This is a genomic window from Cobetia sp., from assembly GCF_983723665.1.
In genome coordinates this window covers 10,009-16,155 of record NZ_CFDJES010000067.1, presented here as the reverse complement: position 1 = coordinate 16,155, position 6,147 = coordinate 10,009, and the positions used below count along the sequence as shown (strand labels likewise).

The window sequence follows — 6,147 nt, the reverse complement described above, 5'->3', positions numbered from 1 at the left end:
ACCGCACAGGGCACTCCGTCACGCCACCAGTCCTCGGCGTGGCGCAATATCTGGCGGCGATTGAGCAATTCGGTCAACTCATCACGACTGGCATCCTTCAGATACTGACGCTCGAAATGTTCGGTAAGTGCCAGCATGCGCCACAGGAAGGTGACCATCATCAGAAAGACCGCGAACAGATTGGTCGATTGCAGCACCCAGGCCGACAGGACGCCGCCCTCATGCAGGACTGGCGAGACCATCAGTGCCGAGACAGCCGCCATGAACAGCATCAGTGTCGTCACCACTCGAACACGCGCCGCCAGCGGGGCCAGGTGGATGCCGGCCATCACGATGAAGAAATAGTACTCATAGCCCGCCGAGAGCCCGAAGCAGAAAACCGAGAGCCAGGCCATCAGCGTCAAGGCGCTCATCATCAGGGCCAGGCCCAGCGTCAACTGATGCGCCCGGTGCAGCATCACGCCCAGCACGGACACGAGCGCCATGATGCCGCTGGCGAATGCCAGCCGCGACTCGTTGAAGAGAGTGAAGAAGGGAACCCACAACACGAAGAGGCCCATCAGCATCAGATAGACCCAAAGATAGGCATGGTAGAAACGACGATGCTCCACGGCGAGCAATCGTGGCTCATGACGTAGCCAGGCGCTTATGACTCTCGGCATCAGGCAATCCTTGCCAGCTAGGCAGTGTCCGCGTGGCGGTCCCTCACGCGACTCAAGGAGGTGCAACATCGCGGCAGGCGGGCAGCAAGAGAAAGGAAGAAGGTATAGCTGCCTGCCGCGATGGCACTCCACAAAGGCCGAGCACGACATGTCACACATCATGCTACGGGGCTTATGAACTTCATTACATCATAAGCCCTGCTGGGCGATGCACCAGTCATAATTCGGCTATTGCGTTGCCTGGATGCGACGCTTACGCACACGTCAACATGCGGCCTTGCTTGCTTACCAGCTGCCCGTGTTGCTCATGGAGGCCCAGGGTTCCTGCGGCGCAAGGGCGTCACCGGCCTGCAGCAGCTCCAGCGAAATCCCATCCGGGCTCTTCACGAATGCCATGTGGCCGTCACGCGGCGGGCGATTGATGGTCACGCCGTTGTCCATCAGATGCTGACAGGTAGCGTAGATATCCTCGACGCGATAGGCCAGATGGCCGAAGTTGCGCCCACCTTCGTATTCTTCCGGGTCCCAGTTATGGGTCAGTTCCAGCATCGGCGCCTGCATCTCGCGGGCACGTTCGGCATCCTGCGGGGCTGCCAGGAAGATCAGCGTGAAGCGGCCCTTCTCGGAATCCTTGCGCGAGATCTCGACCATGCCGAGCAGGTCACGGAAGAAATGCAGTGAAGCGTCGACATCACGGATACGCAGCATGGTGTGCAGATATTGCATGGATCACTCTCTTGAACGGTGGTTGGGGCAGCACTGAGGACGGAAAAGACGTGTGCCGAGCGTAGCTGGCTCGGCGCACGGGAATATTCTAGACACACGACTGCCGCGCGACGAGTCTCCTCGCGGCACGGCAGTGTGGTGATGCATGCACCCTGCTGCTGGCGTCTCGCGCCATCAGGCGATGCGTGAACTGCGCTCCAGACGCACGGGCACCGCCTTGGAGGATGGCGTGCCGGTATCAGCGCCGTGGCTTTCCAACGCGACCAGCACGTTGGTTTCCGGATAGTAGGCCCCGATGCAACCGGCCGGGATGTCGTACTCGACCAGACGGAACTGTGGCGCACGTCGCTCGCTGCCGTCCGGACGCGGCTCGCCGAGCATGTCGACCCAATCACCGTCGGCCAGCCCCAGCCGCGCCAGGTCTTCGCCATTGATGAAGATCACCCGCCGCTGACCGGACACGCCACGATAGCGGTCGTTGTAGCCGTAGACGGTGGTGTTGTACTGATCGTGGCTGCGCATGGTCTGCAGCGTCAGCCAGCCGTCACGCCGCGCCAGCTGTTGATGCATCACCGACTCCGGCAGCGGCATGTGCGAGAACTCGGCCAGGCCGCTGGAGGTCGGGAAGGCAAGCTCGCGAACCGGATTGGCGAGGTGGAAGCCGCGCTTGTGTGCCAGCCGCGCATTGAAGTCCGCGAAGCCGGGGATGACCGCCGCGATCTCGTCACGGATCAGATCATAGTTCTCGCTCAGGGCCTGCCAATCGACCGGATCACTGATACCTCGCGCCGGCAGCACGCGCGCCAGGGTGGCACGCGCGATCGCCGCGATGATGCCGGGCTCGGAGCGCAATTCAGGGCTGGCCGGTGCCTTGATGCCGGCACTGGAGTGCACCATCGACATCGAGTCCTCGACGCTGATGTGCTGGGAAGCCACCTGCGAGGAGCGATCGATCTCGCTGCGACCGAGACACGGCAGAATCAGCGCATCGGTCTGCTTGCCCATCACCAGATGACTGCGGTTGAGCTTGGTGCTGATCTGGACGTTGAGCTCGAGGTTGCGCATCGCGGCCTCGGTCCGCTCGCTGTCCGGCGTGGCACGCGTGAAGTTGCCACCCAGCGCGATGAAGGTCTTCGCCTTGCCCTGCTCCAGCGCCGCCAGGCTCTCCACGGTGTTGTAGCCCTGCGCACGCGGCATGCTGACGCCGTAGCGCGCTTCCAGCGCCTCGATCAGCCAGGCGGGCGCCTTCTCGTCGATACCCATGGTGCGATCGCCCTGGACGTTGGAATGGCCACGCACCGGACAGGCACCGGCACCGGGACGGCCGAAGTGCCCCCCGAGCAACAGCAGATTGACGATCTCGCGCACACTCTCGACGGCATGCAGATGCTGGGTGATGCCCATCGCCCAGGTGCAGATGACGTTGTCGGCACTGGCGAAGATGGCGGCCGCCTCCTCGAGCTGAGCGCGCGTCAGGCCGGACTGGTCCTCGAGGGTTGCCCACTCGGTCGCCTCGACCAGCGCCTGCCAGGCCTCGACGCCCCGGGTATGCGCCTCGATGAAGCTGGCGGCGCGCGTGAATTCGCCCCGCGCCTCCATCGCGAACAGCGCCTTGGCCATGCCGCGCACCGCCGCCATGTCGCCGCCCATGCGTGGCTGGTAATAGCGATGGCTGATGGGCTGGCTGGAGAGGGTCATCATCTCCAGCGGCGACTGCGGGTCGGCAAAGCGCTCCAGCCCCCGCTCACGCAGCGGATTGAAGCTGACGATGCGTGCGCCACGCCGTGAGGCACGCCGCAGATCACCCAGCATGCGCGGGTGATTGGTGCCGGGGTTCTGACCGAACACGAAGATGGCATCGGCGTGCTCGAAGTCCTCCAGCAGCACCGTGCCCTTGCCGACGCCGAGGCTCGCCTTCATGCCGACACCGCTGGCCTCGTGGCACATGTTGGAGCAGTCAGGGAAATTGTTGGTGCCGAACAGACGCACGAACAGCTGGTAGAGATAGGCCGCCTCGTTGCTGGCACGCCCCGAGGTATAGAACAGCGCCTCATCCGGCGACGTCAGCGCGCTGAGGTGCTCGGCGACAAGCTCGAAGGCCGCGTCCCAGCTGATCGGCGTATAGCGATCACTGGCCGCGTCGTAGCGCATCGGTTCGGTCAGACGCCCCTGATCCTCGAGCATGAAGTCGTCCCAGCCCAGCAGCTCCGTGACGGTGTGCTGCGCGAAGAAGCGCGGCGTGACCCGCTTGGCGGTCACTTCCCAGGCCACCGCCTTGGCGCCGTTCTCGCAGAATTCGAAGGAGGAGCCGTGTTCCGGGTCTCCCCAGGCACAGCCGGGGCAGTCGAAGCCCTTGTCCTGATTGGCCTTGAGCAGGGAGCGCACGCTCTTCCACGGCGCCCTGGAGTGACTGACATGCTGACCGACGCTCTTGAGTGCGCCCCAGCCACCCGCCGGCCCGGAATAGGCGGCAATGCGCGGATGACGCGTCTGTTGCGCATCCTCGCGGGGCAGGCTGGCAGACGCAGGCGTCTCGATCTCGGGGGCAGCAATGTCGGTCATGTCAGGATCCACTGGCTAGGATGAACGGGGGCGATCAGCGTGACCGCTGAGCAGTTCGAGTCGACGCCCGCGGTGGGCACAGATCAGATTGAGGTCGCAGGCGCGGGCGGTCTCGACGGCGAGTCGCGAGGGCACCGCGAGGGTGATCAGGGTCGGAATGCGCGCACGGATGGTCTTCTGCACCAGCTCCAGGCTGCAGCGGCTCGACACCAGCAAGGCCTCGGGCCACACACCGCTGTCGAGACTCATGCCGATCACGCGGTCCAGCGCATTGTGGCGACCGATATCGGCGCCCTGCGAGATCAGACCGCCTTCGGCGTCCAGCCCCAGCGCCAGATGCATGCCGCGGCGCGTGGCGCGCTCCAGGCGTTCCAGCCCACGCATCAGCGCATCGGGCGCCAGCGCTGCTCGTGGCGGCAGACGCATGAGTCCCGCCATCAGCTCCGCTTCGTCCTGCACGCCACAGGCGCCGCAGCTCGAGACACTGCTCTCACGCCGCTGATGACGCTCGGCCTTGCGCGCCAGCGAGTCACTGACCTCAAGGCGCACCGCCAGCCCATGACGCAGCCGCGAGAGATGGATCGCCGAGACCTCGTCACGCCGCGTGATCCAGCCCGCGGTGAAGGCATGCCCCAGCGCCAGCGGCTCAAGGGCCTCTGGACTGGCCAGCAAGGTGCCCATCGCGGTGTCATTGAGCGCCAGACTCACCGGTAGCTCCGATGGGCCATCCAGCTCGCGCAGCGGCACCTCGCGGGCATCCGCATAGCCTGCAGCGCCTGGCGCCTGTTGATAGAGCGAATCTTTCATTACGGCTCTCCGTGGCGCAGATGCGTGGCGAGAAAGGTGCGCGCAACCCTCACCCGACCTCTGCGCAATATGGGAATATCCTACCGCCATGCCATGAGGGCGACCAATTGAGCCGAGCCGCCAATTGATAGACACCGCCAATGAAGATGACGTCCGGCCGGTGACAGGCATGCGGGCCATCGCGGCGGGCGAGAAATTCGCGCGCGAGTCGCGTAAAATGCGTCGCCGACCCTTGAGGGTGCGCCTGCTGTCGCGCTATCCGCCGGCCGCTCTCATCTCTCGATCATCCTGCTCCGGATTTACGTTCCGGCCCGCATGAGGACCTTCGCATGACCGACACTCCCGACCTGACTGCCGCATCTGATCAGGCCAGCGCCCCGCAGCTGACCAGCACGTCTGCCTCCGCCCGCCCCAGCCCGCTGGCGCCGCAGCATGTGGTCTGCGCGCTCTACAAGTTCGTCACCCTCGAGGACTTCGAGGCGCTGCGCGACCCGCTGCTGGCGGTGATGAACGAGCACGCCATCCGCGGCACCCTGCTGCTGGCCCGCGAAGGCATCAACGGCACCGTGTCCGGCTCACGCGCCGGCATCGATGCGCTGCTCGCCTGGCTGACCAGCGACCCGCGTCTGGCCGAGCTCGACACCAAGCAGTCACTGGCCGAGCAGGCTCCCTTCCTGCGCGCCAAGGTCAAGCTCAAGCGCGAGATCGTCACCATGGGCGTCGAGGGCATCGACCCGCGTCACACCGTCGGGACCTATGTGGAGCCGAAGGACTGGAATGCGCTGATTTCCGATCCTGAGGTGCTGCTGATCGACACGCGCAATGACTATGAAGTGGAAGTGGGGACCTTCGCCGGTGCCGTCAACCCGAACACCACTGCCTTCCGTGATTTCCCGGACTACGTCTCGCGCGAGCTGGACCCGACACAGCACCGCAAGGTGGCGATGTTCTGCACCGGCGGCATCCGCTGCGAGAAGTCCACGGCCTATCTCAAGGAGCAGGGCTTCGATGAGGTCTATCACCTCAAGGGCGGTATCCTGAAGTACCTGGAAGAGGTGCCCGAGGAAGAGACGCTGTGGCAGGGCGAGTGCTTCGTGTTCGATGAGCGCGTCACCGTCGACCATCAGCTGCGCCCCGGCCAGTACGATCAGTGCCATGCCTGCCGCCTGCCGATCACCGAGGAAGACAAGCAGAGCGAGCGCTACCAGAAAGGCGTCAGCTGCCCGCGTTGCTACGACAAGCTGAGCGACGCCCAGAAGGCGCGCTTCGCCGAGCGCGAGAACCAGATTCGCCTCGCCAGAGAACGTGGCGAAGCCCATCTGGGCATGGACGCCGTCGCCCAGATGCAGGCACGGCGCGATGCCAAGCAGCAGCAGCGTGAAGCCGCCCG

5 protein-coding genes are annotated in these 6,147 nt (G+C 64.8%); 1 reads left to right on the top strand and 4 read right to left on the bottom strand.

Features of this window, described 5'->3' with window-relative positions; translation table 11 throughout:
* The 4 genes from AC4FAH_RS08610 to AC4FAH_RS08595 form a co-directional block, all read right to left on the bottom strand.
* Positions 1 to 662: hypothetical protein (locus AC4FAH_RS08610; protein WP_490245902.1), on the bottom strand; the 662-nt coding region annotated here is incomplete at its 3' end.
* A 285-nt stretch (positions 663 to 947) separates the two neighbouring features.
* Positions 948 to 1,388 carry a VOC family protein gene (locus AC4FAH_RS08605; RefSeq protein WP_043333215.1) on the bottom strand — a complete coding sequence of 147 codons (441 nt, stop codon included), beginning with the start codon at positions 1,386 to 1,388 and terminating at the stop codon, positions 948 to 950.
* 174 nt (positions 1,389 to 1,562) lie between these two features.
* Positions 1,563 to 3,950 (bottom strand): FdhF/YdeP family oxidoreductase, encoded by a 2,388-nt coding sequence (locus AC4FAH_RS08600; protein WP_490245901.1) that lies wholly within the window; start codon positions 3,948 to 3,950, stop codon positions 1,563 to 1,565.
* A gap of 15 nt (positions 3,951 to 3,965) precedes the next feature.
* A complete protein-coding gene (locus AC4FAH_RS08595; RefSeq protein WP_052384488.1) occupies positions 3,966 to 4,757 on the bottom strand; it encodes a formate dehydrogenase accessory sulfurtransferase FdhD in 792 nt (263 codons plus the stop codon).
* 329 nt (positions 4,758 to 5,086) lie between these two features.
* On the opposite strand from AC4FAH_RS08595, the gene trhO reads away from it, so the two are divergent.
* Positions 5,087 to 6,147: oxygen-dependent tRNA uridine(34) hydroxylase TrhO (trhO, locus tag AC4FAH_RS08590; protein WP_490245900.1), on the top strand; the 1,061-nt coding region annotated here is incomplete at its 3' end.

Bases quoted from the DNA above. Each gene is read 5' to 3' on its own strand.
- AC4FAH_RS08605 (WP_043333215.1), bottom strand. From the start codon at position 1,388: ATGCAATATCTGCACACCATGCTGCGTATCCGTGATGTCGACGCTTCA.
- AC4FAH_RS08600 (WP_490245901.1), bottom strand. From the start codon at position 3,950: ATGACCGACATTGCTGCCCCCGAGATCGAGACGCCTGCGTCTGCCAGC.
- AC4FAH_RS08595 (WP_052384488.1), bottom strand. From the start codon at position 4,757: ATGAAAGATTCGCTCTATCAACAGGCGCCAGGCGCTGCAGGCTATGCG.